Annotated in this window: 19 protein-coding genes; 9 read left to right on the top strand and 10 right to left on the bottom strand. The window is 36.3% G+C overall.

Annotation, left to right across the window (positions count from 1 at the left end; all coding sequences use genetic code 11):
- Positions 1–3: 3 nt before the first annotated feature.
- Entirely contained in the window at positions 4–1,209 is a 1,206-nt protein-coding gene (locus M0051_RS04650; RefSeq protein WP_306740382.1) for an MFS transporter, read from the bottom strand.
- 79 nt (positions 1,210–1,288) lie between these two features.
- Between M0051_RS04650 and M0051_RS04655 the strand changes: the two genes are divergently transcribed.
- Together M0051_RS04655 and M0051_RS04660 are read left to right on the top strand one after the other, a co-directional pair.
- Positions 1,289–1,804 (top strand): nitroreductase family protein, encoded by a 516-nt coding sequence (locus M0051_RS04655; protein ID WP_306740383.1) that lies wholly within the window; start codon positions 1,289–1,291, stop codon positions 1,802–1,804.
- 5 nt (positions 1,805–1,809) lie between these two features.
- Complete coding sequence (locus tag M0051_RS04660) at positions 1,810–2,778, top strand: GTP-binding protein (RefSeq protein WP_306740384.1); 969 nt, start codon at positions 1,810–1,812, stop codon at positions 2,776–2,778.
- A 28-nt stretch (positions 2,779–2,806) separates the two neighbouring features.
- Here the strand turns inward: M0051_RS04660 and M0051_RS04665 are convergent, their stop codons facing one another.
- Positions 2,807–3,511 carry a Crp/Fnr family transcriptional regulator gene (locus M0051_RS04665; protein WP_306740385.1) on the bottom strand — a complete coding sequence of 235 codons (705 nt, stop codon included), beginning with the start codon at positions 3,509–3,511 and terminating at the stop codon, positions 2,807–2,809.
- A 285-nt stretch (positions 3,512–3,796) separates the two neighbouring features.
- Here M0051_RS04665 and M0051_RS04670 point away from each other — a divergent pair, with 285 nt between their 5' ends.
- The 7 genes from M0051_RS04670 (at position 3,797) to M0051_RS04700 (ending at position 10,521) form a co-directional block, all read left to right on the top strand.
- Positions 3,797–4,168, top strand: coding sequence for a hypothetical protein (locus M0051_RS04670; protein WP_306740386.1), 372 nt, complete (start codon positions 3,797–3,799; stop codon positions 4,166–4,168).
- A 12-nt stretch (positions 4,169–4,180) separates the two neighbouring features.
- The gene (locus M0051_RS04675) at positions 4,181–5,089 is read left to right on the top strand and encodes a DUF5777 family beta-barrel protein (protein WP_306740387.1); all 909 of its coding nucleotides are present in this window, start codon (positions 4,181–4,183) and stop codon (positions 5,087–5,089) included.
- Between the two features lie 24 nt (positions 5,090–5,113).
- The gene (locus tag M0051_RS04680) at positions 5,114–5,518 is read left to right on the top strand and encodes a c-type cytochrome (protein WP_306740388.1); all 405 of its coding nucleotides are present in this window, start codon (positions 5,114–5,116) and stop codon (positions 5,516–5,518) included.
- 94 nt (positions 5,519–5,612) lie between these two features.
- A complete protein-coding gene (locus M0051_RS04685; protein WP_306740389.1) occupies positions 5,613–6,545 on the top strand; it encodes a cytochrome c3 family protein in 933 nt (310 codons plus the stop codon).
- 2 nt (positions 6,546–6,547) lie between these two features.
- Positions 6,548–7,162 carry a cytochrome b/b6 domain-containing protein gene (locus tag M0051_RS04690; protein WP_306740390.1) on the top strand — a complete coding sequence of 205 codons (615 nt, stop codon included), beginning with the start codon at positions 6,548–6,550 and terminating at the stop codon, positions 7,160–7,162.
- Positions 7,163–7,941: 779 nt separating this feature from the next.
- Positions 7,942–10,167 carry a TonB-dependent receptor gene (locus M0051_RS04695; RefSeq protein WP_306740391.1) on the top strand — a complete coding sequence of 742 codons (2,226 nt, stop codon included), beginning with the start codon at positions 7,942–7,944 and terminating at the stop codon, positions 10,165–10,167.
- Positions 10,168–10,206: 39 nt separating this feature from the next.
- On the top strand, positions 10,207–10,521 hold the full coding sequence (locus tag M0051_RS04700; RefSeq protein ID WP_306740392.1) for a heavy-metal-associated domain-containing protein: 315 nt from the start codon (positions 10,207–10,209) through the stop codon (positions 10,519–10,521).
- A gap of 74 nt (positions 10,522–10,595) precedes the next feature.
- Here the strand turns inward: M0051_RS04700 and M0051_RS04705 are convergent, their stop codons facing one another.
- The 8 genes from M0051_RS04705 to M0051_RS04740 all read right to left on the bottom strand — a co-directional run bounded on the left by M0051_RS04705 (position 10,596) and on the right by M0051_RS04740 (position 24,476).
- Positions 10,596–11,657, bottom strand: coding sequence for a hypothetical protein (locus M0051_RS04705; protein WP_306740393.1), 1,062 nt, complete (start codon positions 11,655–11,657; stop codon positions 10,596–10,598).
- 307 nt (positions 11,658–11,964) lie between these two features.
- Positions 11,965–13,041, bottom strand: a complete 1,077-nt coding sequence (gene buk, locus M0051_RS04710; RefSeq protein WP_306740394.1) for a butyrate kinase — start codon at positions 13,039–13,041, stop codon at positions 11,965–11,967.
- 70 nt (positions 13,042–13,111) lie between these two features.
- Positions 13,112–14,260 (bottom strand): acyl-CoA dehydrogenase family protein, encoded by a 1,149-nt coding sequence (locus M0051_RS04715; RefSeq protein WP_306740395.1) that lies wholly within the window; start codon positions 14,258–14,260, stop codon positions 13,112–13,114.
- A 137-nt stretch (positions 14,261–14,397) separates the two neighbouring features.
- Entirely contained in the window at positions 14,398–16,215 is a 1,818-nt protein-coding gene (locus M0051_RS04720) for an acyclic terpene utilization AtuA family protein (RefSeq protein ID WP_306740396.1), read from the bottom strand.
- A gap of 378 nt (positions 16,216–16,593) precedes the next feature.
- Complete coding sequence (locus M0051_RS04725) at positions 16,594–18,573, bottom strand: biotin carboxylase N-terminal domain-containing protein (protein ID WP_306740397.1); 1,980 nt, start codon at positions 18,571–18,573, stop codon at positions 16,594–16,596.
- Positions 18,574–18,620: 47 nt separating this feature from the next.
- Positions 18,621–19,421, bottom strand: coding sequence for an enoyl-CoA hydratase-related protein (locus tag M0051_RS04730; RefSeq protein WP_306740398.1), 801 nt, complete (start codon positions 19,419–19,421; stop codon positions 18,621–18,623).
- Positions 19,422–19,463: 42 nt separating this feature from the next.
- Positions 19,464–20,996 carry a carboxyl transferase domain-containing protein gene (locus tag M0051_RS04735; protein ID WP_306740399.1) on the bottom strand — a complete coding sequence of 511 codons (1,533 nt, stop codon included), beginning with the start codon at positions 20,994–20,996 and terminating at the stop codon, positions 19,464–19,466.
- 129 nt (positions 20,997–21,125) lie between these two features.
- On the bottom strand, positions 21,126–24,476 hold the full coding sequence (locus tag M0051_RS04740; RefSeq protein WP_306740400.1) for a methylmalonyl-CoA mutase family protein: 3,351 nt from the start codon (positions 24,474–24,476) through the stop codon (positions 21,126–21,128).
- Between the last annotated feature and the right edge of the window lie 6 nt (positions 24,477–24,482).

Here is a 24,482-nt window from a genome sequence, read left to right on the forward strand (position 1 = left end):
ATGTTATTTTTTTACTTTTATTAATTGAACAAATCCCAAAGATATAACACTCAATACTGCTCCTGCCAAAAAAGGAATATGTCTGTCAATCATCCAAAGCATTCCTCCCAACACAGGAATGACAACAGCTGAAATGTGATTAATAGTAAAACCAACAGCCATTGAAGGTGCAATATCTTTTTGATCTCCGGTTTTCTGGAAGTAAGTGTTTATTCCCATTGAAAAACCAAAGAATATATGATCGATGATATATAGCCCGGCAACAATCCAGGCATTATCAATAAATGCATATCCCAGGAAAACAAATATCAAGCTAAAATACTCCGCTGATAACATTTTTCGCTCTCCAAATTTATTGATTCCCTTTGCAATATATGGCGAAATAAAATAGGTAATGATGTTATTTACAACAAATAAAACTGCAATATCCTGCACTGAATAACTGTATTTTTCAACAAGCATAAACACTGCAAAAACTACAAAAATCTGCCTTCTCGCACCGCTTAAAAAATTTAGTACATAAAACAGCCAATACCTTTTTCGCAATACCATTCCTTTATTCTGAGGAACAATATTTTTATCTGCAGGTTTCCAAAAAAAAGCCCAAACCCCTAGCGCAAAAACAACCGCTCCAATTAAAATAAAGCTCGCTTGAAGTGACATCACATGTGCAATTCCAAAAATGAATGCTCCCATACTCACATTTGCCACGGCAGTCCAGCTTTTTTGTTTGGCAAACACCATAGGAGAATCCTCAAGAGAGAAATATTGTAAGGTTAAAGATTTGTTGGTAGTCTCAAAATAGTGAAATCCCACTGACATAATTAATGTAGTAAAAACCAAACCCCAGAAACTTGGGAAAAATCCCGTACAAGCAACGCCAACACCAACAAATAAAACTGATATTGCAGAAAGTTTATGTTCTTTAATTACCAAAAGAAGGTAAACAACCAATAATGCCAAAAAACCAGGAATTTCCCTTACCGATTGAATGATACCAACTTGAAACCCATTAATTCCAACTTCATCAACTGCCAAGTTATTAAACAAAGTTCTCCACCCTTGATGCCCAGCCGTTGCCGCAATTACCAACAACATTAAATACTGGTACATGATATTTTTCTTCAAATCTTTGGTCATCCTAAACTCTCTATAAAAATGAGTGGCAAAGTTACTAAAATGCTTATTAATTCGAGTGTTTCTTGGCACATAGAATAGATTATTTAAAGTTCTCTTTTCTTCTTTTTAAATAATTCTCAATTTTGTATCCGAATCAAACTTACAATACATGGATTTTAGAACAATTATAGAAAACCGTTACTCGGTTCGCTCATACCAACAAAAAGAAGTAGAAGAAGAAAAATTGATTAAAATACTTGAAGCAGGTCAACTTGCTCCTTCCGCTGTCAATAATCAACCTTGGCATTTTATTGTGATACGTGAACCTGATAATCATGCAAAATTTTCTGAAATCTATCACAGAGATTGGTTTAAAGAAGCTCCTGTATATATGATAGTTTGTGGAGATCACAACACTGCATGGAAAAGAAAGGAAGATGGTAAAGATCATGCTGATATTGATGCAGCAATTGCGATTGATCACATGACTTTACAAGCTACCGAATTGGGATTGGGAACATGTTGGATTTGTAATTTCTATGTGGAAAAATGCAGAGAATTCTTTCAATTGCCAAAACACATTGAACCCATTGCAATCTTATCATTAGGTTATCCAAGCGATGATAAGATCCCTGCAAAAAAACGTAAATCATTAAATGAGATTGTACATTGGGAAAAGTTTTAAAAAGCATGAGTAAGATACCCGTAACCGTTATCACAGGTTTTTTAGGAGCTGGAAAAACAAGTTTACTCAATAATTTAATTAACGAATACTCGGATAAAAAATTTGCAATTATAGAGAATGAATTTGGTGAAGAAAACATCGATTCAACTCTTGTTGAAAATATTCAATCTGAAGATATTTTCGAATTAAGTAATGGATGTATTTGCTGTAACTTAAACCAAGAATTGTTTGTTGTACTTCAAAAATTGGTTGAATCAAAACATGATTTCAATTATTTACTTATTGAGACTACTGGAATTGCCGATCCGGGAAGTATTTTAGCTTCTTTTATCAGTGATCCAATTATCAAAAATCAATTTGAACTCGACAGTGTAATTTGCCTTGTTGATGCTAAAAATGCAGATTCGGATTTGAAAAAAGAAAATGTACTTTCAAAACAAATAGCTGTAGCTGATATTATTCTTCTTAATAAACTAGACTTGGTTGATGAAAAAAAGGTCAAATCAATTTTAAAGTTGATTCAAAAGCAAAATCAACATGCAGAAATCATTAAAAGTGAATTTTCCAGATTAGGAAATCATCAGCTACTTGATCAATTCTCGTATAAACCGGAAAATATTTTTCGCCACATCTTGGGTTTAGAAACGAATATGCAAGGCAATTCATCAGAAAATAATCATGGGATTCAAAACATGCTATTTAAATGTGATGAACCATTGGATCAAATGAAAATAGGCATGTGGTTAGATGCATTTCTGCAATTTAATCAGGATACCATTTATCGTGTTAAAGGAATTTTGAATTTAGCAGGCGTTGACAATAGGATTATTCTACAGTCTGTTCATACTCAAATTCAAGCAACCGTTGGAAAAGCATGGGATCACGATGAAAAACGAGAATCTAAAATTGTTATCATTGGAAAGGATTTAAATCAAGAAATCATCAAAAAAAACCTTTTAGATTTAAAAGCATAAAAAAACGAGAGTCTTAGCTCTCGTTTTATCATCCTGTTTCACTTATTCGTTCCAGCTGTTCAGCATTTAATACATTAAGATTTTTTCCATCCAATTCTATGATTCCTTCGTTGTGAAACTCCTTTAGTATTCGAATCGCACTATCTTTCGACATTCCTGTTAAATCAGCAATATCCTGTCGGGATAAATGCAATGAAAACTGATTGCTTTCATATATTCTTTTGGAAAGATATAAAATCCCATCTGCGATTCTACCATGCATTTGTTTTTGAGATAAACTAACCATTTTCTCATAGGAAAAAACACCTTTCCGCGTACATTGAGTTATAAAGTCTTCAGCAAAATTAGGATTTTGACGAATCATTTTCTTAAATGATTCTATTTCAATAAAACAGGCTGTACAGTCATCCAAGGCAGCAATAGAGTAATGATGTCTATTGTCAAAGTACAATGATGCTTGTCCAACAATTTCCCAAGGCTTTATAATCCTAATAATCAACTGTTTTTCCTGAACACCTTCCACATAAAACTTTGCCAATCCCGATGTTAGAATTAACAAATGAGTTGCAGAAGTTCCTTGCTTAAAAATGGTTTCTCCAGCTTTAAACTTCACTTCATATCGACTTGTATTAAGCTCGGTAAGTTCAGCTTTAGTAAGAAGCTGAAATAGGGGGATTTTTTTGTTACAATCAACACAATTCTTACAATTGTCAGTTTTCGTAAATTTTGCCATAATTTAGGATAAGAGGGTTAAGGGGTACATAGTTCATTTTTCTAAATCAAACATCTAATTAAACAATTCTAGTTGATATGATCTGTTCTAAAGATAGAAAAATAACAGTTATAAGCCTAGTTATTTGTTGATAAATGTCGATTTGTATTAGATAAATTCCTTTTTCTCTCGAAAGATATCTCGCCACCCCAGAATAGCTGTGCACATTGCAAATTTCTACCTTTAGGAGAGAGTGAAAAGCCCTTATTAACCGAAAACAGTTCATAATCTAAAATCTTTAATACTATGCAAAAGAGCAAAATTGTACATCTTATAACAATTTTAGCGACACTGCTCTGCTTTGTCTCTTGTGAGTACGACACTGTTGAGTTTGACGAAGTTGTTATTCCACCAGATCAGGAAGTTTCCTTTAGCAATGACATTGTTCCAATTTTTACATCGAATTGTACTCAATGTCATGATGGAGGTGTAGATCCAGATTTGAGAGCATCTAATGCTTATAATTCTCTTGTAAATGGTGGTTATCTTAATACCGAAACCCCTTCAAATAGTGAAATATATACTAAACTACTTGAAGGATCTCATAGTACAAGAGCATCAGCGAATGAAAAACAGCTGATTCTTGAATGGATAACCAGAGGTGCTAACAACGACTAAAAACTACAGACTATGCGTACAGAATATATTAACAAAAAAGCTAAAAACATTAGCATATTCGAATCTATAACTGGACTGTTTGTTATTTTACTGATTTTAGGAAGTTCACTAAATGTAAATGCGCAAACCGATGAATTTGCAAATGAACCTGTAAGCGGAACATTTGAATCTGGTTTACTTGCAGAAACTCAAACTGTAGCCACCCCATTTGCTGGTGAATTCGAATTACATATCCAACACCGATTTGGTCTTATTGAAAACGGATTAGAAGATGTTTTCGGAATTTATGCCACTTCGAATATCAGAATGGGGTTAAATTATGGTATTACTGAGAAATTTATGATTGGATATGGTTACACCAAAGAATTTAAATTACAGGAGTTCCATGGTAAATATCGTGTTCTAACTCAAACCGAATCAAATTCCATTCCCGTTTCTGTTGCGGTATATGGAAATTTAGCAATCAACTCTCAAGACAAATCGGTTTTTGGAAATGACTATAAATTCTCTGATAGATTATCGTACTTTTCTCAACTATTAGTAGCGCACAAATTTAATGATAACTTCTCCTTACAATTTGGACCAAGTTTTACTCATTTTAATAAAACAGATACTTTGGTTGAACACGATAAGGTGGCACTTTCTTTAGCAGGTAGAGCAAAGGTAAGTCCTTCGATGTCGCTATTTTTTGAATACGATCAACCTTTAAACATTGATGATATGAGAGAATTTGCTTCGGATGAGAACGATCCGGAAGCAAATCTATCTTTTGGTATAGAAATTGGTACAAGTACTCATGTATTCCAAGTATTTATGTCGAACTATGAGGGAATTACTCCGCAAAGGAATATACTATACAACAAAAATAAAATAGGAGATGGGGATTTTCTAGTAGGTTTTAATATACTGGTTAGATTCTAGCATCCCTCATTAAAACATTTAATTATGAAAACATTTAAGATTTTTATCCTAGTTGCCATTGCATTGGTGGGCTTTTCTTTTACAATTCAACAAAAAAAGGCAACCCCTTGGGAAATTCCAGCAGAATATAAGAAAATGGAAAATCCATTGGCAAATGACAAGGCTAGTGTAAATAAAGGTAAAATGGTTTATATGAAGCATTGTCGTTCATGCCATGGAAATAAAGGTTTAGGAGATGGCCCAAAAGCTGCAAGACTGAAAACTTTCCCTGGTGATTTTAGTTCAGCAGAATTCCAAGCTCATGGCGATGGAGAATTATTTTACAAATCGATAATTGGTAGGGACGAAATGCCTAATTACGAAAAGAAAATTCCTAGTAAAAAAGATCAATGGGCAGTGATAAATTACCTAAGAACATTCAAAAAGTAATATAAACATTTCAATTTTAAAAGGGTATTAGAAATGAATAATACCCTTTTTTAGTCATATCAACCTATCAGCAAAACCCATAAGCCTAATCTTTATGAAATTATCAAAATTAATATTGGGATTTATATTTTTATTGCTTTTCTACAGCGGAAACGCTCAACAAGAAACCAATAAAAACCATTCATGTCTTAAATGTCATGCACATCGCACATACAAATACATGAATGAGGATTTTGGTATGGAAATTAAGGAATCCATGTGTTCGAACCGAATGATTGATACCCTAGCCTACCAACAATCGAATCATGGCATGTTTAAATGTACAGATTGTCACTCGCCGGAATACGAAACATTCCCACATGCAGGCAATTTGAGAATGGAACTAATGTATGCTTGTAATGATTGCCATGCTGGTGATCCGGAATATGCAAAGTTTCATTTCGAAAAAATAGAAGAAGCATTCTACGAAAGCATGCATTACAATCGTGCGCCAGATGCATTTACTTGCTGGAGCTGCCACAATCCCCATACATACAAAACTCAGGCTCGCATAGGAGATAAAATTAGCGAGACAGTAAAATATGACAACAATATTTGTCTATCCTGTCACGCAGATGTGAACAAATTTGAATTATTAACGGAGAGAGAAAATATCAACATTCTTAAATCTCATAAATGGCTTCCAAATCAAGAACTTCACTTTAAAAAAGTGAGATGTATTGAGTGCCACACACAACTTTCAGACAGTCTTTTGGTTAGTCATGTTGTAATGTCAAAGGATAGTGCAATAAGAGAGTGTACCTCATGTCACTCTGAAAACTCACATCTCATGGCAAGTTTGTATCGCTATAAAAGTCTGGAGTCAAGAAAAGGAAGTGGTTTTTTAAATGCTGTAATTATAAATGAATCTTATGTAATTGGAGCAAACCGAAATAAATATCTTAATATTTTAAGTGTAGTTATATTTGGATTAGTATTAATCGGAATTTTCACTCACACTATTTTTCGAATTTTTAAAAGCAAATAACTATGGCAAACGAAAAACTTTACTTGTATCCTTTATGGATTAGAATTTGGCATTGGTTAAATGCAACAATTTTTATTGTATTACTACTAACCGGGATAAGTATGCAGTACTCCAATCCTGAAAATCCACTACTTATATCATTTGAATCATCAGTTCAGCTACATAACATTTGTGGTATTGCTCTTAGTATTAACTATCTCCTATTTGTTTTTGGAAATTTATTTACTTCAAATGGAAAGCAATACAAAATGAAAACTAAAGGTTTGTTCAAAAGATTATACGATCAATCCGTGTTCTATTTGTTTGGAATGTTTAAAAAACAAGATCCTCCTTTTCCAATCTCATTAGAAAATAAATTCAATCCATTACAGCGGTTTATTTACTCAACAGCTATGTATATTGGTTTTCCAATAATCATAGCAAGTGGTATGGCAATGCTCTTCCCCGAAATCATTATTCCTCAAATCTTTGGAGTTAGCGGATTATTGGTGACTGCATTATTACATGTTGTGATAGGATTTGTTTTGTCATTGTTTTTATTCATTCACATTTATGTTTGTACGATTGGCAATTCTATAATAAGCAATTTTAAAAGCATGATAACGGGTTGGCATTAACAACTAAAACATATATATTCAAACAGACACATTTTTTTTGTGTCTGTTTTTTTTACTCTGTATTAATCCATTAACAGTATTTTAACAAAAAATCTCACTTCCTTTTCACCCATTTTCAATCTTTGCCTGTCTTAATATCGTAAAGGATTAAAAAAAAGTATCTATTTTTACATCCAGAAAATGAAAAAAATGCTTCGAAATACAATCATATTGGTTCTTTTAGGATTTTACCTAACAGGATTTTGCGGCGTGCACTTTATTAAGCATAGTTGTTTTTCTTGCGAGCATTCCAAAATTCATTTTACAGTAGATGCTGATTGTATTGACCACGTAGACTGCAATTGCTGTTGTAGCGATCACGATCATAATAAAAAACATCATACCAAAACTTCAGAATGTGGCTCGGTTCTTTGTTGTGATTACAATCTGGTTTATCTAAAAACAGATCCTAATACTACATTAGTTGAAACAAGTAAAGCTCCCATAGCTCTTAAGACTTTGCTTCTTTTCACAAATCCCTTATGCACAATTTCCGATTCAATTACCAACACAACCAAATGTGGTCACCTTGATGATTATCCTGATGACTATATTCAGGTCGACAGGTGTAAGTTATGCACTTTCCTGTGTTGATTCCATAATTACCAAAATATAAATGCATAATGATGTACAAAACTATCATTGTGTAATATTCGCGTGCAATAAATTCTAAACTAATAAGATAACTCAAGTTGTACTATATACAATTTGAAGCTGTATTGTATTAATTTATTTTTATCATGAAGATTAAAATAATAACACTAATCCTCTTAATTGTACCCTTTTTATCAATGGCAAAAGGTACTGTTGTAAAGGGTAAAATTGTAGAAAAGCAAAATTCTGGAGAACAAGTTCCTTTATCGGGAGCATCAGTATTTTGGAAAAATACAAGTATTGGTACTGCTGCCAATATGGATGGTAACTTCACTATTGATGTTATAGATGGTTCAAAAACATTAGTCGTTCAATTCGTTGGCTATAAAACCAAAGAAATCAATATCGATGACTACATAAATCAAGAATTGTTAATTGAACTAGTCCCAAACATTGAACTGAACGAAGTTATCGTTTCGGAAAGAAAGCTAGGAACCATTTTGGATAGAGATAATCCTATTCAATCTCAAAGTATAACAGGAGCCGAACTTTGTAAAGCCGCCTGTTGCAATCTTTCTGAAAGTTTCGAAACCAATGCTTCGGTTGATGTATCATATGCAGATGCCGCAACAGGTGCAAAATCGATTAAACTTCTTGGTTTAACCGGAAAATATATCGAAATGATGACTGAAAAGAATCCAAATTTTAAAGGATTAGCTTCTGTTTATGGTATGGTATATGTTCCTGGACCATGGATGGAGTCTATTCAGGTTTCGAAAGGTGTGGGCTCAGTAATCAATGGTTACGAATCAATTACTGGTCAGATTAATATCAATTACCAGAGACCTCAAACTGCACCAAAATTTTATTTAAACACTTTTGCAAATAGTATGGGGATGGCAGAGGTAAATATGATAGCTTCTGCAAAATTATCACCTAAGCTTAGTACTGCTATTTTAGCTCACGGACAAGATAATGATAGAGAAATTGATCACAATCATGACCATTTTCTAGATGATCCTATGGTAACCCAGTACAATTTCATTAATCGTTGGAACTGGGACGCTAGTGAATTTTTTAAAGTACAGTTCGGTGCTAAGTTTATTGATGAACAAAGAATTGGTGGTCAAAAAGGATTTAAAAAGGACCAACCCAACGATTTAAACAATGCATACCGCATTAATATTGATACCAGAAGGTACGAAGCATTTGCTAAGTTTGGTTATATCATGCCAAATGATGATGACAAAAGTGTTGCTTTAATCACAAACTTTGCATCGCATGAGCAAAACTCATTTTATGGCTTAAGAAATTACGATGCAGAACAAAAGTACTTCTATGCAAACCTGCTGTTTCAATCCTATATCGGCAATTTGAAGCATAAATATACTGCTGGTTTATCCTATGTTTACGATGATTTTAAAGATTATTTGAGCATAGATAACTTGGGGACAGACAGAACTGAGAAGGTTGTTGGTGCATACATGGAATACACATGGTTACCCAATGATAATATTACATTACAAACCGGATTACGTTACGATGATCACAATATCTATGGTGCTTTTGTAACTCCTCGTTTGCATTTTAGATATCAATTTGCACCTAAAACTACAGCACGTTTGGCTGTGGGTAGTGGTAGAAGAACTTCAAATCCAATTGCTGAAAATAGCTTTTTATTAGCCTCAAGCAGATCTTTGGAAATTGCTGAAGAATTAAAACAGGAAAAAGCTTGGAACTTTGGCTTAAACTTAACTCAATATTTTGATTTGTTTGATAGAGGATTTACCCTTTCGGCTGATTTCTATAGAACCGTGTTCGACAATCAGATCATTACAGATTTAGACAATAGCGTTGATAAAGTAAGATTCTACAACCTTGATGGCAAATCATGGGCAAACAACTACCAAGTTGAGTTAAAGTTTGCTCCTATCGACAGGTTTGATATAACAACGGCAATTCGTTTTTCGGATGTAAAAGCTGACATTAATAACCAATTCCAAAAAGTACCATATGTAAATCGATTTAAGGGTTTGATTACAACATCTTATGCCACAAACTTTAACAAATGGCAATTCGATTTCACAACACAGTTTAACGGTGATATGAGAATTCCTTCAACAAAGGCCAATCCAGAACAATACCAAAGACGCGATAAATCTCCTGTTTATGCATTAATGAATGCTCAAGTCACAAAGAGATTTAAAATTTGGGAAATATATGTGGGAGCTGAAAACATTAGCAACTATACGCAGAAGAATCCAATTATTGGAGCTACAGATCCTTTTGGAGAGTATTTTGACGCTTCGATGATATGGGGACCAATCCAGGAAAGAAAGTTCTATGTAGGATTACGATTAACAATTGAATAAACAAACACTAATATATCTAAACCAATAAAAATTAAACAAATGAAGAATTTATCTAAAATTTTCAAAAGCACTCTTTTAGTATTAAGCATTGTAATTACATCTACTCTATCTTATGCTGCAAATAAAAACGATAAAAAAGTTGAAACGGTTGTTTTTAAAGTGGAAATGGATTGCATGGGCTGTGCAGGTAAGATTGAAAAAAATATTCCTTTTGAAAAAGGCGTTAAGAAATTAGACGTTGACTTTAAAGCTCAAAAAGTTACAATTTCTTATAAAGCTGATAAAACAAACAAAGAAAACTTAAAGAAAGCAATTGAAAAATTGAAATTTAAGGTTGAGGAAATAAAAGCCTAAGTTCAAGTGATAGAATAAAAATTAAGAGGGTGTCCTAATTAGGACACCCTCTTTTTATATTGATCAAATTTAGATTAAACTCCAGGAGTTGGTTCGGCCTCAACTGCTTCAATTGTGTTAATAAGCAATGCACGAATATATTTTGGATTATGTGCTCCAAAACTTCTATCTTCAGATAAGCCAACCCAATTAAAGAAAGCACGTGCTTGAACTGTTGGATAAGTACCAGGTACTGGTTCATAGGCTTCATCTTCTTCAACCCATTCAAGAACACCTAATCTTAGAAGTTCATCACGTAAAACATCTAATTTTGCAGCTATGTCAGATCTAACTCCACCATAGTTGAAATCTTCTTCATTCGCCTCATGACAAGTATTACATGCTACTAGAGATACATTCCATGTATGACCTCCCTCATCTCTGTCATTATCAAATTCAGCCATGTGACATCCTGTACATGAAGCTTGTTGTAAATGGAATGACGATCCAGCCTCAGGGTAGTCAACAGATCCTTCAATCTCTGCAAAACCAACACCATATACAGAGTTAGCTTGAGCTCCATGGTGAGGCCCCCAGTGTGTACTTGTAATTCTAAATGTATCTTCGCCTGGATTAGTCATTGCAGGTTCTGCTCTTCTTGATTGGTGACAATTTGCACACAAATTAGAATTTCCATTTAAATCCATAGTAATAGAAGGATCAAAAATAGGATTAACAGGATCTTTAAGTCTTAAAGCATAATCTCCTGCTTCCATTGTTTCATGTAATCCATGACAAGTGGCACATTCCCATGCTGTTGGGTTTGAAATATTACCTGTCACCTCTCCTGTAGTTGCAAATTGCACAAATCCTTGATGAGAGTGACATGCGGCACAAGAAGCTCTACCTCCAGCATAATCTACTGCATTCAAACCTGCATTATGAACGGACAAAGAGAATTGTGCTTCAATATTTGCTTTGGTTGTTGTATTATGACAGGCCATACAGGTAGAATTTCCATCTTCCCCGTCAATTCCGTCTGTACCATCTGCACCAGCTGGTCCCATTGGTCCTTCTTTTGTACAGCTGACAATTAATAATGAAATTGTAAAAATTCCAATGCCAACAAGTTGAAAAAATAAACGAGTTTTTTTCATAATTCCTAGATATAAGGTTAATATTTGATAGTTTACAATAGAGTGAATAAGAGCCCTACTCTTATAGTAATTAAATATATATCAATGTAAAAAGCTTATCAATAATTGCTCAGCGAGATTTATACCCCAGAATAAAGAGTTTTACTACATTAAAAGTACGAGAAATAGGCTATTAAAATCGATATTTATCTTGTGTGAATCGATTTTTATCGTCATGGATTACAACATTCATTGCAGTTAAATAATCTTGTAGAAATTGAAGGAATTTATTTCTATAGAAAAAGCCGACATTTGTCGGCTTTTTCTTTTAATATTCAAGTATTTCTGTTTCTTTTCGCAGTATCATTTTGCCATAATAGGAAAGTGCTCCAAGAACCTCTGCTCCTGGCTGGATAGATACAGGTGCAATTTTATTAACACGAGCCCTTATGGCTTTTACAAACTTCTCATCCTTCGCCATACCTCCTGTAATAATTATCGCATCCACCGTTTCATCCTCAAATACTGCATACATTGATGCAATTGATTTTGAAACTTGATAAGCCATTGCTGCTAAAACTTCAGTTGCTTTTACATCACCAGCATCTCTCATTTTGCAGACATCATAACCACTGTAAGTATTAAAATGAGCAAACAATCCACCCTGGCCAGTTTGCTTATTTAATATTTCCTCCTGTGTGAATTTTCCTGAGAAACATTCCCTAATCACATCGCCCATTGGCAAACTTCCACTACGGATTGGTGAGAATGGTCCATCCCCATCATAAGCCTGGTTAGCATCTATTACTTTTCCCTTTCGGTGAGCTCCAATACTAATCCCTCCTCCCAGGTGTGCTACAATTACATTCATTTCTTCATATTCCTTGTAAACACTCTTGGCATATTTTCGTGCTGCAATTTTTTGATTCAATGCATGAAAGATAGATTTCTTTTTGAATTCCGGACGCCCCGTAATTCGAGCAATGTCTTCTAGCTCGTCAACAACAACAGGATCAGCAATAAATGCGTCAGCATTGCTTAATTCAGATGCAATTGTATTGGCTAAAAGACCACCAAGATTTACAACATCGTCGCCAAATTCACAGTTTGCCAAATCTTTTACCATGGAATCATTTACTTTGTAAACTCCAGATTTAACAGGCTTAAGCAAACCTCCTCGGCCTATTACAACTGCAATGTCTTCAACTGCAATATCATTGCTCCTTAGCTCATCCAGAATAATTTTTGCACGCATGGCAGCTTGATCAACATAGCGATCGAAACCATTAAAATCTTCAGGTTTATGATTTATCTTCTTAAGAAAAACAGTTGTATTCATCCTATATACAGCAATTCGGGTAAATTGCATTCTAGGATTCAATGCCAGAATTAGTTCTCTACTCATATTGTTGGTATTTTGGGTTAAACAAGCTACAAATGGTTAGGAATTTGCAGCTTGTATTCATTAATTCTTTCTATTCATCCATTATGTATCTTGAAATCACCAATCGTTGAATTTCAGAAGTTCCTTCTCCGATTTGCAACAATCTTTGATCTCTGTAAAAACGTTCTACCGGATATTCTTTCATCAATCCATATCCTCCATGAATTTGAACCGCCTCATCAGCTACTTCCTTGGCGATTTCGGAACAATACAATTTCGACATTGCAGCCTCTTTGGCAAAAGGTTTTCCATTGTCCTTTAACCAACATGCTTTGTATAATAGATTCCTTGCCAATTCAATTTTAGTAGCCATATCGGCTAGCTTAAATGAAATGGATTGAAATTTTGCAATTGGTTTTCCAAACTGCTTTCTCTCTTTCGAATATTGCAAAGCCATTTCGAATGCACCTTGAGCCAATCCCAATCCCATTGCGGCAATAGATAATCTCCCTGAATCCAATGTATTCAACATGATTTTTGATCCCATACCACGCTCGCCAAGCATATTCTCCTTGGGGATACAACAAGTATCAAAAAACATTTCAGCAGTATCCGAAGCTCTCCACATTAGTTTTCCGTGCATAGCTCTTGACAACCATCCCGGTGTATCCTTTTCTACTATAAAAGTTGAAAACTCCTTCTCATCTCCATTAATAGCCGTAACAGCCTGAACCGTTACTCCCGAGCACATCGAAGTAGATCCATTGGTAATAAATATCTTGGAACCATTAATTTCCCAATTCACGCCATTGTCCTTAGCAAAGGTTTTTGATCCACGGGAGTCAGATCCTGCATCAGGTTCTGTAAGTCCAAATGCCCATAACTCTTCTCCACTACAAAGCGATGGCAAATACTTCATTTTCTGATCCTCGGTTCCAAACATATACAATGGTCCAATTCCTAAAGAATTATGAGCAGCCAATGTTGCCGCATGAGATCCATCAACTCTTGCTATTTCTTCAACAGCAATAATATAAGAAAGATAATCTGAATCTTGCCCACCATATTTTTCAGGAAGAAACATTCCAAACAATCCCATCTCTCCCATTTTCTTTGTTAATTCTAAAGAAAACTCCTCCTTCTCATCAAGCTCTTTTGCCAATGGCTTAATTTCGCGCTCCGCAAAGTCGCGAACAGCTTTTCTTATGATATTATGTTCCTCGTTTAATTCAAAATTCATTTTCTATGTACTAATTAATAAAAACCAAGTAAAGACTCACAGCTGTTTATATTTGTCGTCTTCATTAGTTATATTTTACACTATTTAAGTTAATAACAATTCTTAATTATCCCAATATAATTAGGCACTTTCACAAATTATTTTTGTGATTCAACCTTCATCATTGACGAAAGCAATTTTTCTGGAATCTTGATTTCTTGATTCAAAAGTGCTGTTGCAAATGTTTTCCCCTGTGCATCAATCATTAAGGATTTCGTTCCTCCTCCATCCAGCGATTCTTCCAATAGAAAATTTAATGCCAATAAATTATCTATTTCGTATCGATGTATTTTTCCTTTCACCATTCCAAAAAACATTTCGGAAAGCTTTTCTGCAGTCAAATCATGTTTCAAGTATTGATAGATCTCTTCCGAACGAGCTAAAACACCAATATTTACAGTATCACCCTTATCGCCAGAGCGACCTAAACAAATGTCGCGCAAAGGAACCGTTATCAATCGATCTTCCTCCCAGACTGGATTAATATAATCGGTATGCTCACTAGCTTCCTTAAAAGTCAACTCTTCTTCGTAGCCCAAAACCGAACCAATGTCATTAGATTCAGTCACCTCACCCTGTTCGTTTAGCACATGCACGGTTGATGTAATACATCCTTTAGGAATCAATGTTGGCCAATAGGTAATTACCTGTTGCATTCTGGCTCGTCCGCCCGTTACTGCCACTCCTGGAGGCCCACTCAAAATTAAAGGAGCAATACTCATTGAGAAATCCCTGATTTTAGCTACATCCGTATCGTAAACCGATAATCGAAGTAAGATCTCATTGGGATCAATATGATCTGCCAGATGTTGATGACAGGCATTGTATCCTACAAACTCGGTATTTTTCTTTAAGAAATCGGTATCCAATCGATCCCAAAAAATCTTTTCAAACTCCTGAGCCTTATTCAATACCCTACCTCCACTAATCACAATGGAACTTGTAGCTTTATATCCATCCTCATAAGCCATTGAAACTTTCAAGTAAGGTGTAGACGGATAACCTTTGGCTCCACTTACCAATACTTTGTTGCTTTCCAATTTCTCCAGCTTCAGATGGGTAAAGTCGGCTACTACATCAGGACTGATATATTGATCGGGATTGCCCATTTCATATACCAATTGCTCCCGAATGGTGTCTACACTTATTAATCCACCAGTATTCTCATGTTTGTAGACAGTAAAATCACCATTTTGTTTCATTTCAACGATTGGGTAACCCATATTATCCCAACGTTCCACTTTTTCCCAATCGGTAAAATTACCTCCTGTCGACTGAGCTCCACACTCAATAATATGACCAGCCACCAAACCTGCAGCCAGTTTATCCCAATCGTTCAGCTCCCAACCCAATTCATAAATCATTGGCGCCATGGTAACCGAAGTATCGGTAACCCGGCCTGCTAAAATCAAATCGGCTCCACTTTCTAAAGCTTTAAGCAAAGGAGGTACACCCAAATACACATTTGCACTTTGAATGTTCTGGATAATCGATTCGAAATCATCACCGGAATCCATATTTTTAAAGTTGGCTTTCGCCGGATAAAATTCATCTATGCGATCAACGATATTGTCACCATCAACCACCGCAATTTTTAAGGAAACACCTTTTTTTTCAAGCTCCGATAAAATCTTTCTTGCACATCCAATTGGATTAATACCGCCGGCATTGGTAATCATGCGAACACCTTTCGATTTCATCAAATCAGCCACATCTACAATCTGATCGACAAAATCAGTAACATATCCCAAGGCTTCATTCTTTAGCTGCTGTTTTCGAAGAATACTCATGGTAACTTCAGCTAAAAAATCGGATGAGATATAATCTACCTCGCCACCTTCCAGTTGTCTGCGTAATACTCCCAAATCATCTCCCCAGAAGCCTCCGGCATTTGCAATTCTGATTTTGGTTTTCATTTTGGTATGTTTTAATATTTAATATTCTATTTTTTATCTATTCAAAAGATTTCTGCAAACCTCTAATTCTTCTTTTTCAGTATTCAAATCTATCCTAATCAAATCAATATTCTTCGAGCCTATTTTAATGATTTTCAGGATGATCTCTGAGCCCTTAAAGATGAACTCTGTTTTCTTCTGGATGAACTTCGTTCCCTTGAAGATTGACTCTGTTTACTTCTAAATGAACTTCGTTCCCTTGAAGATTGACTCTGTTTACTTCTAAATGAACTTCGTTCCCTTAAAGATTGACTCTGTTTACTTCTAGATGAACTTTGTTCCCTTAAAGATTGACTTTGTTTACTTATAGATCATCTCAAAATCTTCCTAAACAAAACTCTAGTTCGCTGATAAACGAATCAGTTCTGTCTCATTCATTACCTGCTCACCCTCCTCAACAAACACCTTTTCTATTTTTCCTTCGAAAGGTGCCAATATGTTGTTCTCCATCTTCATGGCTTCCACAATAACCAATACCTCTCCCTTTGCAACTGATTGTCCCGCTTTTGCTTTCACTTTCACAATTTTTCCTGGCATTGGCGATAGAATCCTTCCATCCGTGGCTCCCGAATTATCATTCGATGATTCACCAGGTTTGGCTTGAACCTCAGACCAACGCTCCAATTGACGCACAATTCCCCTGCAACTTACAAAACTCTTGCCTTCTAAATTTTTCGATCGATAAAATCGATATCGAGCACTTTCATATTCAAATGTCATGTAATTCTCTTCAATCTGAAGATTCTCCAAACGATAGTTGCTCTCACCTATCTTTATTCTGTAAGGATTTTTTTCCTGAATTTCAACATCTAAGGTTTCACCATCCAATACACGAAGCCTTGTTCCATTCATACGCCAATAACCAATATGGTCCCATACAGAATCAGACTTTTTCGGACACAATTCGAACAAAACAAAGCTGATATGAAACAGGAAGGAAGGCACATCTTCTTTTTCCTTTAACATGATTTGATTCAACTCATCAGCATGATGCTGACAAAAATGAGTTGAAATCTTGTTTTGCTTAAATGATTCAGTATTTACAAGTGTATGTAGGTACATGATATTATTTTTGATACCATGTATTTGATAATCATGCAATGCCAAATGCAAGCGCTCAATGGCCAAGTCGCGATTTTCATCCCAAACCACCAATTTGGCAATCATCGGGTCAAAATCGGGATGAACAACACAAGGACCCGTTATGGCCGAATCTAATCGTAGCCTGCCTTCGAACAATTTTGGTACTTTGTAAAAACTGATCTCTCCAGGCGAAGGAATGAAATCTTTCTCTGGATCTTCAGCATAAATCCTTGCCTCAATGGCATGTCCTTTCAGTTGCACCTCTTCTTGCTTAAACGGCAAGTTTCTTCCGGATGCTACCAATAATTGTTGTTCCACCAAATCAATACCAGTAATCATTTCCGTAACCGGGTGTTCCACCTGAATTCGGGTATTCATTTCGAGAAAATAGAAGTTTAACTCCTCATCTACCAGAAATTCTACCGTACCTGCGTTGCTATAATTCATTTTTTGAGTCAACAATACGGCTGTTTCACCCATCTTCTGTCTTAGCTCGGGTGTTAGTGTTGGCGAAGGTGCTTCCTCTATCACTTTTTGGAATCGTCTTTGAATGGAACATTCCCTTTCAAATAAATGAATTACATTCCCATGTTTATCTGCCAGCACCTGGACCTCTATATGTCTTGGATTCTCGATGTACCTTTCAATCAATACAGCTCCATCGCCAAAATAACTTGCTGCTTCACGGGATGTTGATTCCAAGGCTGCTTCCATGTCCTTAGGCTCATGAACAATACGCATTCCTTTGCCACCACCTCCAGCTGCAGCCTTAATCAATAGCGGAAATTTCAAATTCTTGCTTGCCTCCAATAAGCTTTGCTGATCACCAACAACACCTTCCAAAACAGGCACTCCAATGGTTTTGGCAAACTCTCTCGCATTTACCTTGTTCCCCATGAGCTCAATGGCTTTTGCATCAGGACCAACAAAATCAATTCCTGAATCTGCACAAAGCTTTGAAAACTCTGCATTCTCAGCCAGGAATCCATAACCGGGATGAATGGCATCAGCTTTTGCTTTGTGAGCCACATCAACAATTTGCCGTGCGTTCAAATAAGTTTCCTGCAAACCAACACCTTTTAAAGGAAAAGCCTCATCTGCTTGCAATACATGTTCAGCATCTCTATCCTGTTCAGAATAAAGTACTACAGTGTGTATTCCCAGGTTCTTAGCTGTTTTTATCACCCTTAAGGCAATTTCGCCACGGTTTGCTATTAATATTCGTTTGTAATACATATTTTATACATGTGGTAGAGGCGCACGGCCGTGCGCCTCTACAGATATTAATTCTCTAATGTCCAATTTGGTTTGCGTTTCTCTAAAAATGAACTCATTCCTTCTTGTCCTTCTTCCGATTGACGCAAATCAGCAATCATTTTGGCAGTATTCTCCATGGCTTCTTCATGTGTCCATTGGTTTTCCACATCATATATCAATTGTTTGCATGTTGAAACAGCAACAGGACCGCTTGTTTTTAGCTTGGAAATAAGATCTTCCAACTTTGCTTTTAATTTTTTTTCTCCAAATGACCAATTGGCCAAGCCTGCTGCTTGAGCTTCTTTTCCATAAAATCGCATCCCCGTTAGCATCAGCTCTTTTGATTTGTATTCACCTACACGTTTTATCACGTAAGGAGAAATACAAGCTGGTACAATTCCAATTTTCACCTCGCTTAAGGAAAATACCGTGTTTTTGTGAGCCAATACAAAATCACAGGCTGCCAATAAACCATTTGCTCCGCCAATGGCAGCTCCATGAACCATTGCAATGGTCGGAAACTTGCACGAATACACGGCGTTGAAACACATTGACAACTTGTAACTTTCCAGGTAGTTTTCCTCGTAGGAATAATTTGCCACTCCTTTCATCCAATTCAAGTCGGCACCCGCGCAAAATGATTTGCCTTTTCCTTGTAGAATTACTACTCGTATCGTATTGTAATCCAATTTTTCTATTTCTTCAAAGCAATCGATAATCTCTGCAATCATACTTTCGTTGAATGCATTGTGAATATCTGGTCGATTCAAACTAATCGTTCCGATTTTATTATCGATGCTAAATTCTATGGTTTGATATTGTTTCATCTGATTCATTTTGATCCCTGGCATAAATATCAGGGCTATTCATTACATTCTAAACACTCCAAAATCTGGTTCTCCAAAATCTTTATTCAAGGATGCTGCAATTCCCATAGCAAGCACCTTTCGAGTATCAACCGGATTGATAATTCCGTCATCCCACAGTCTTGAAGTACTGAAATATGCTGATCCTTCTTCCTCATATTTCTTTAGAATTTTTTCTCGCAGTTTGATTCTTTCTTCCGTATCAAACTCTTTTCCTTGTTTCTTCAGTTGCTGTTCTTTCACCTGAACCAGCACACCAGCGGCTTGTTCGCCTCCCATTACTGATATTTTCGCATTGGGCCACATGAACAGCAAGCGAGGTTCGTACGCACGACCAGCCATGGCATAATTTCCTGCACCAAACGATCCTCCAACAATCACAGTGAACTTGGGAACCTGAGCATTGGCAACGGCATGAACCATTTTGGCTCCATCACGTGCTATTCCTTTGTGTTCATACTCCTTACCAACCATAAAGCCTGTAATATTCTGCAGAAATACCAAAGGAATCTTACGAAAGCTGCACAACTCGATAAAATGTGCTGCTTTTAATGAAGTTTCCGAAAAAATGATTCCATTATTAGCTACAATTCCAACGGGATAGCCCATAATTTTTGCAAATCCTGTTACAATAGTAGGAGCATAACGTTCCTTAAATTCTTGAAAAGAGCTATTGTCAACAATACGCGCGATTAACTCTCTGGCATCTATTGGCTTTTTTAAATCTAAGGGAGCCAATCCATACAAATCTTCGACTGGATATTGTGGTTCCTTAAAGTCTTCCCTTTCCAAAGGATATTTCTGCACCTTGGGCATCGATTCGAAAATATCCCTACAAATCTGAATGGCATGTCGATCATTTTCTGCCAAATGATCAGCAACACCAGAAATAGAGGTATGAATTTCAGCACCACCTAATTCCTCTGCACTTACTTCCTCACCGGTTGCAGCTTTTACCAATGGTGGTCCTCCAATAAAAATAGTTCCTTGTCCCTTCACAATAATGGTTTCGTCGCTCATTGCAGGGACATAAGCTCCTCCCGCAGTACACGATCCCATTACAATGGATATTTGTGGAATGCCTTTAGCTGACATTTTAGATTGATTGAAAAAGAATCGACCAAAGTCATATTTATCAGGAAACACCTTCGACTGCTCTGGAAGAAATACACCGCCTGAATCAACCATATAGATACATGGTAAATGATTTTCCATGGCTACTTCTTGAGCTCGAATGTGCTTTTTAATGGTTTCCTTAATGTAGGTTCCTCCTTTTACCGTGGCATCATTGGCTACAATCACACATTCACGTGCATGAACTATTCCAATTCCGGTAACAATTCCCGCCGAAGGAAACTGATTGTCATATTGATCGCAAGCAGCCATTGCAGACAACTCTAGAAAAGGAGTATTCTTATCCAGTAGTAGCTCAATTCTGTCACGAACCAATAATTTCCCTCTCTTCAAATGTCTTTCCCGAGCTTTTTCATCTACTCCATTCATCACAGAGTTTAAGCGATCTCGATACTCAGACATCAAGAGATTATAAGACTCTTTATTCTTAATAAAGTCTTCGGATTTGGTGTTTATTTTTGATTTTATTGTTTTCAATGTATTATAGATTTACAGCAGAGACGCAAGACCTTGCATCTCTACCTATATAATTTACATGTTACGTCTATATTGACCGCCTACTTCGTACAAGGCATTGGTAATCTGTCCGAGTGTACAATATTTACAAACCTCCATTAATTCAGCAAAAATGTTCTCATTCTTTAAAGCAGTCTCTTTTAACTTACTCAAAGCCAATTCTGCTTGCTCTTTATGATTCTCCTGAACCAACTCCTTGAATTTTACCTGATTTTCTTTCTCTGATTCATCTGAACGTATCACCTCTTTCGGCTGAACAGTTGGTGAACCTTCAGAGCTTAAGAAGGTATTCACACCAATAATTGGTAACTTTCCATTATGTTTCAAACTCTCATAATGCAAGGATTCCGATTGAATTTTACTACGTTGATACATGGTTTCCATGGCTCCTAAAACACCACCACGCTCAGTAAGTCGATCAAATTCCATCATTATTGCCTCTTCCACCAATTCTGTTAACTCATCGATAATAAATGCTCCCTGCAATGGATTTTGATTCTTCGCCAATCCCAATTCATTGTTAATGATCAATTGAATGGCCATTGCCCTACGAACCGATTCTTCAGTTGGAGTCGTTATTGCCTCATCGTAAGCGTTGGTGTGTAGCGAGTTGCAATTGTCGTAAATGCCAGTTAATGCCTGTAAAGTTGTACGAATATCGTTAAACTCAATTTCCTGCGCATGCAAAGATCTTCCTGAAGTTTGAATATGATATTTCAGCTTTTGAGAACGCTCATTGGCCTTGTACAGATACTTCAAGGCTTTGGCCCAAATAATTCGAGCCACACGACCAATTACAGTATATTCCGGATCCATTCCGTTGGAGAAGAAGAACGACAATTTGGGTGCAAAATCATCTACATTCATTCCTCTTGAAATGTAATACTCAACCAAGGTAAATCCATTTGCCAATGTAAATGCCAACTGACTAATTGGATTGGCTCCTGCTTCGGCAATGTGATATCCCGAAATCGAAACCGAATAAAAATTCCTAACCTGATTCTGTATGAAATACTCTTGAATATCACCCATCATCTTCAAAGCAAAATCAATGGAGAATATGCAAGTATTCTGAGCCTGATCTTCTTTTAACATATCAGCCTGCACGGTACCACGAACTCTGCAAATTGTTTCCGTTTTTATCTTCTCGTAAACCTCCTTCGGAAGCACCTGGTCTCCTGTTACCCCAAGTAACATCAATCCCAATCCATTATTGCCTTCCGGCAGATCTCCAATATATTTTACTCTCTCTTTTGACTTATAGATTTCTTGAATTTTAGCCTCAACCTCATCTTCCAATCCATTTTCACGAATGCATTTCTCGCATTGCTGATCAATGGCAACATTCATAAAATATCCGACTAACATTGGAGCCGGACCATTAATGGTCATAGACACCGAAGTTTTAGGATCTACCAGGTCGAAGCCGGAATAGAGTTTTTTTGCATCATCCAAAGAAGCAATAGAAACTCCTGAGTTGCCCACTTTCCCATAAATATCTGGTCTAATATCCGGATCTGCTCCATATAAGGTTACTGAATCGAATGCCGTTGATAAGCGAACTGCAGGTTGTCCTTTTGCCAGATAATGGAATCGCTTATTGGTGCGTTCCGGAGCGCCTTCTCCAGCAAACATTCTGGTTGGATCTTCTCCTTCTCGCTTAAAAGGAAATACACCTGCTGCATACGGAAATTCTCCAGGAACATTTTCTTTTAAACTCCACTTTACAATATCGCCCCAGCTTTTATAATCGGGCAAAACTATCTTTGGTATTCTGTTGTGAGATAAGGTTTCAGTGTGTGTATCCACACAAATTTCCTTGCCTCTTACTTTGTATATAAAAATATCTTCCTTGTATCTTTTTACTTTTTCCTTCCAACCCTCAACAATATCCTGATGCTTAAAATCTGTTGAAAGTTTGGTAAACTCCTTCTCAATTGACCTTTGGGCAATTTCATCATCTACCAAATCAGATGATTTTCTTAATGCATATAACTGATCAGCTATTTCAGCCTGATCTTCAACTTTTCTGTTGTATTTTCGAACGGTCTCTGAAATATCAGACAAGTAACGAACTCTGGAAGGAGGAACGATCTCAATCTTCTTACTTGCCTCTAATAATGGCTTTCCATTAATCTCAAACTGCTTCACTCCTTGTTTCCCAAGAAAATTGATTAAAGCATGGTACAAATCGTTAACTCCATGATCATTAAATTGCGATGCAACCGTTCCGAACACAGGCATTTCTTCAGGATCCTGATTAAAGAGCATGTGATTCCGTTGATATTGCTTTTTTACATCTCTCAATGCATCCTGCGCTCCTTGCTTATCGAATTTATTGATAGCGACCAAATCTGCAAAATCAAGCATATCAATCTTTTCCAATTGAGTTGCTGCCCCAAATTCAGGGGTCATCACATACAACTTCACATCGCTGTAATCTACAATTTCGGTATCCGATTGTCCAATGCCTGAACTTTCTAGAAAAATACAATCAAAACCAGCCGCTTTCATAATCATCAAAGCATCATCCACATGCTTCGATAAAGCTAAATTTGCTCTTCTTGTTGCTAAAGATCTTAAGTAGATATTGGAGTTATGAATGGCATTCATTCTGATTCTATCTCCCAATAAAGCTCCGCCGCTTTTCTTTCGTGATGGATCTACAGATAGAATTGCCAGTTTCAAATTGGGATAATCAATCTGAAACCTTCTAATTAACTCATCGGTTAAAGATGATTTTCCTGCACCACCTGTTCCTGTAATTCCAACAACTGGAGTATGATTTATTTTTGCATTGTTCTTTAGCTTTAAATACAAATCAGACCCTTGAATTTCATCATGTTCAGCTAAACTTATTAATCTTGCCAATGTATTAACATCAGAAAAATCAATCTTTTCGATACCAGGCAAATCAATACGATTCAACGCATAATCTGCTTTCTGAAGCACTTCATTTATCATGCCTTGAAGCCCAAGATTGCGACCATCATCCGGAGAATATAGACCTGCAATACCATAGGCTTCCAGCTCCTTAATCTCTTCAGGCAAAATTACACCACCACCTCCACCAAATATCTGAATATGTCCTGCATTTTTCTCCTGCAATAAATCATACATATACTTGAAAAACTCAATATGTCCTCCCTGATAAGAACTGATTGCAATTGCTTGAGCATCTTCCTGAATGGCACAGTCAACAATCTCTTCTGCAGAGCGATTGTGCCCAAGGTGTATAACCTCTGCACCTGAGGCCTGAATAATTCTGCGCATGATGTTAATAGAAGCATCATGACCATCAAATAAAGAGGTCGCAGTTACTATTCGTACAGCATTTTTCAGTTTGTATGTAGCAGGTGTGTTCATGATACT

The organism is Marinifilum sp. D714 (genome assembly GCF_030851345.1).
Classification (GTDB): domain Bacteria; phylum Bacteroidota; class Bacteroidia; order Bacteroidales; family Marinifilaceae; genus Marinifilum.

Coding starts and splice junctions, on each gene's coding strand:
- M0051_RS04655 (WP_306740383.1), top strand. CDS start 1,289: ATGGATTTTAGAACAATTATAGAAAACCGTTACTCGGTTCGCTCATAC.
- M0051_RS04660 (WP_306740384.1), top strand. CDS start 1,810: ATGAGTAAGATACCCGTAACCGTTATCACAGGTTTTTTAGGAGCTGGA.
- M0051_RS04665 (WP_306740385.1), bottom strand. CDS start 3,511: ATGGCAAAATTTACGAAAACTGACAATTGTAAGAATTGTGTTGATTGT.
- M0051_RS04670 (WP_306740386.1), top strand. CDS start 3,797: ATGCAAAAGAGCAAAATTGTACATCTTATAACAATTTTAGCGACACTG.
- M0051_RS04675 (WP_306740387.1), top strand. CDS start 4,181: ATGCGTACAGAATATATTAACAAAAAAGCTAAAAACATTAGCATATTC.
- M0051_RS04680 (WP_306740388.1), top strand. CDS start 5,114: ATGAAAACATTTAAGATTTTTATCCTAGTTGCCATTGCATTGGTGGGC.
- M0051_RS04685 (WP_306740389.1), top strand. CDS start 5,613: ATGAAATTATCAAAATTAATATTGGGATTTATATTTTTATTGCTTTTC.
- M0051_RS04690 (WP_306740390.1), top strand. CDS start 6,548: ATGGCAAACGAAAAACTTTACTTGTATCCTTTATGGATTAGAATTTGG.
- M0051_RS04695 (WP_306740391.1), top strand. CDS start 7,942: ATGAAGATTAAAATAATAACACTAATCCTCTTAATTGTACCCTTTTTA.
- M0051_RS04700 (WP_306740392.1), top strand. CDS start 10,207: ATGAAGAATTTATCTAAAATTTTCAAAAGCACTCTTTTAGTATTAAGC.
- M0051_RS04705 (WP_306740393.1), bottom strand. CDS start 11,657: ATGAAAAAAACTCGTTTATTTTTTCAACTTGTTGGCATTGGAATTTTT.
- buk (WP_306740394.1), bottom strand. CDS start 13,041: ATGAGTAGAGAACTAATTCTGGCATTGAATCCTAGAATGCAATTTACC.
- M0051_RS04715 (WP_306740395.1), bottom strand. CDS start 14,260: ATGAATTTTGAATTAAACGAGGAACATAATATCATAAGAAAAGCTGTT.
- M0051_RS04720 (WP_306740396.1), bottom strand. CDS start 16,215: ATGAAAACCAAAATCAGAATTGCAAATGCCGGAGGCTTCTGGGGAGAT.
- M0051_RS04725 (WP_306740397.1), bottom strand. CDS start 18,573: ATGTATTACAAACGAATATTAATAGCAAACCGTGGCGAAATTGCCTTA.
- M0051_RS04730 (WP_306740398.1), bottom strand. CDS start 19,421: ATGAAACAATATCAAACCATAGAATTTAGCATCGATAATAAAATCGGA.
- M0051_RS04735 (WP_306740399.1), bottom strand. CDS start 20,996: ATGTCTGAGTATCGAGATCGCTTAAACTCTGTGATGAATGGAGTAGAT.
- M0051_RS04740 (WP_306740400.1), bottom strand. CDS start 24,476: ATGAACACACCTGCTACATACAAACTGAAAAATGCTGTACGAATAGTA.